The organism is Dapis hubbardiae BLCC-M172, from assembly GCF_050016015.1.
Lineage (GTDB): Bacteria > Cyanobacteriota > Cyanobacteriia > Cyanobacteriales > Microcoleaceae > Trichodesmium.
In genome coordinates, this window is sequence record NZ_JBNHEQ010000281.1 from 41528 (window position 1) to 44596 (window position 3069).

Sequence of the window (3069 nt, forward strand, 5' to 3'; positions counted from 1 at the left end):
GAATTGAGAAATTATCTGACTTTTTCTAGGGAAGATTCTTACTTGTCAACCTCCACTAAAATCTTTTATGGCGATATACGCAATAGTTGTTAAATTTCTGTTCGGGTAAATTATCTTATGTTCAAATAAGTTCAAATAATTAGTTATTATCAGAGCTAGTAGGAAGGTAGGGGTTTGGTCTCCAAACCGTGACACGTTATATCAATTTCCACTCATGTCTATTACCAACCTTCACAAATATTATAAGTATTTAACCGAACATAATATTACTACTGACTAAACCTACAAAAAAATCATTGAACCGTATGAAGTTAAGTATCAGGTAGAATGAGGTTAAATTACCACTATCCAAAAATGAACTTAGTCAACAAACTATTAGCTAAAATCCCCAAAAACATCCACTTTCGACCCAAACATCTCCTCTGGAGTTGCCTCATAATATTAGGACTAACCCTGACTCAAATCTCTAGCTACTTACCCACAGCCACTGCTCAACAAGCATCCTTCTTTTCCCCCAGAGAATTTCGTGGAGTATGGGTAGCATCCGTCGCCAACATTGACTGGCCTTCTCAACGAGGTCTACCCGTCGCCCAACAAAAAGCAGAATTACTCAACATCCTCAACCGGATGCAAGAACTAAACCTCAACGCTTTAGTCTTGCAAGTTCGACCAACCGGAGATGCCTTATATGACTCTCCTATTGAGCCTTGGAGTGGCTGGTTAACCGGGCAACAGGGAACACCACCCCAGCCATATTATGACCCCTTAGCATTTGCGATCGCCGAAAGTCATAAACGCAACATCGAACTTCATGCTTGGTTTAACCCATACCGTGCCCAACTAAGTCCTAATGATGGTTCCTTTGCTGCTAATCACATGGCGACCAAATATCCCCAATATGCTTATAGATACGGCAAAAATATTTGGATGGACCCAGGAGCGCAAGTCATTCAAGACCAAACTTACAATACTATTATAGATGTGGTGCGCCGTTATGATGTTGATGCCATTCACTTCGATGACTATTTTTATCCCTATCCTCAAGCAGGACAAGAATTTCCCGACTACCAAACCTACAATAGTTACAAAGCATCTGGCGGCACTCTTTCTCTATCTAACTGGCGACGACAGAATGTGAATAATATGGTGCAACGTCTTTATCAAGGTATTCACGCTGAGAAACCTTATGTCAAATTTGGCATTAGTCCGTTCGGCATTTATCGTCCAGGAAACCCCCCAGGTATTGTTGGTTTCGATCAATATGAAGGTTTATATGCTGACGTGAAGTTATGGATGGAGAAGGGTTGGCTAGATTATTTGGCACCTCAACTTTATTGGCGCATCGACCCACCTCAACAGAGTTATCCAGTGTTGTTAAATTGGTGGTTGCAACAAAACCCCCAACGTCGTCATATTTATGCTGGAAACTATTTAAGTCAGTTACAAGTTTCTGGTTGGTCAGTATCTGAGTTTGAGAGACAAGTTGCTCTTTCTCGTCAGAGAGCAAGTCAACTTTCTTTAGGAAATATCTTTTTTAGTATGAAGATGTTTCGAGATAATGTGTCGGGTGTAAATAATGTATTCAAAAGTTCAGTTTATCCAACTCCAGCATTACCTCCAGCGATGCCGTGGTTAGATAACCAACCTCCCGCAACACCTACAGGAGTACAGGTTAATTCTGATGTTATTAGTTGGAGTGCTGATAATACTGGAGATGTTCGCTCTTGGGCGTTGTATCAGCAAAATGGTAATCAATGGGCGCTGTTGCAAGTATTAAATTCTGCTACTAATGCGGTGAGAGTTACGCCAGGAACTTATGCTTTGCGGGCAGTCGATCGCTTGGCAAATGAAAGTTCAGAAGAAGTGGTAACAGTGCAGTAATGAAGTCAGAAGTTAGAAGTCAGAAGTCAGAAGTTGTTTTTAGGAGATTTTGAACAACCCTCCAAAAACGTTTCGCCTTAAAAAGTAGAGACGTTGTATAACAAAAATGCGTTTCATGTCACGCAGTGAAACATCCCTACAGGGTTATCATTATTATAGGGGTTTGGAGACCAAACCCCTACACTCTTTTCCCTCAAATTAGTTTAAACAAAATATGATCAAACAACTAACTACTGATACTAAATCAGAAATTATTTACCCTGATAGCGACGGTCAACTAATGGCAGATAATACCAAACAATTTCGGTGGATAGTTACTATTAAAGAAAACCTAGAAATATTATTTGCTGAAGTAGCGGATATTTTCGTTGCCGGAGATTTTCTGTGGTATCCCATGGAAGGAAATAACAAAATTCGCCAAGCACCTGATGTGATGGTTGTTTTTGGTAGACCAAAAGGAGATAGGGGTTCATATAAACAGTGGGAAGAAAATAATATTGCTCCCCAAGTTATATTTGAAATTTTGTCACCAGGCAACCGCCCCCAGGAAATGACTAGAAAATTACTTTTTTATCAACAATATGGAGTTGAAGAATATTATATCTATGACCCCGATGAAAATGATTTTGTCGGTTCAACTAGAGTAGGGAATAGTTTAGAAGCAATTCCAGAAATTAATGGTTGGGTAAGTCCGCGTCTAGGTATTCGCTTTGAACTTACAGCAGAGACCCTAGAAATATATCGACCAGATGGAAACAAGTTTCTCACCCCTGTAGAATTATATCGACTCCGGGAACAAGAAAAACAACGTGCAGAGCAAATACAACAACAATTAGACCAGGAAAAACAACGCGCAGACAGACTAGCAGAAATGCTTAGGCAAAAAGGAATTAACCCGGATTAAAATTCTTGGTAGGGGTTTGCTCTCCAAACCCTCTACTAATGGTCTCCAAACCCTCTACTAATATTGTTGGTAGTCTTACATAGTAATGGTATACAGGAATAAGGAATACCTGGAACGGGAGCAAGATGCTCCCACTACCGTACCTCGTAAAAAAATAGGGAAAAAGCAATTAACCAGAATTAAAATTCCTGGTAGGGGTTTGCTCTCCAAACCCTCTACTAATGGTCTTCAAACCCTCTACTAATATTGTTGGTAGTCTTACATAGTAATGGTATACAGGAATA

2 protein-coding genes are annotated in these 3069 nt (G+C 39.9%); both read left to right on the top strand.

Annotated features, from left to right (window positions below; translation table 11 throughout):
• Nucleotides 1–354: 354 nt before the first annotated feature.
• Complete coding sequence (locus ACP6PK_RS26260) at nucleotides 355–1881, top strand: glycoside hydrolase family 10-like protein (protein WP_426559081.1); 1527 nt, start codon at nucleotides 355–357, stop codon at nucleotides 1879–1881.
• Nucleotides 1882–2095: 214 nt separating this feature from the next.
• Entirely contained in the window at nucleotides 2096–2785 is a 690-nt protein-coding gene (locus ACP6PK_RS26265; RefSeq protein WP_426559082.1) for a Uma2 family endonuclease, read from the top strand.
• The last annotated feature ends 284 nt before the right edge of the window (nucleotides 2786–3069 follow it).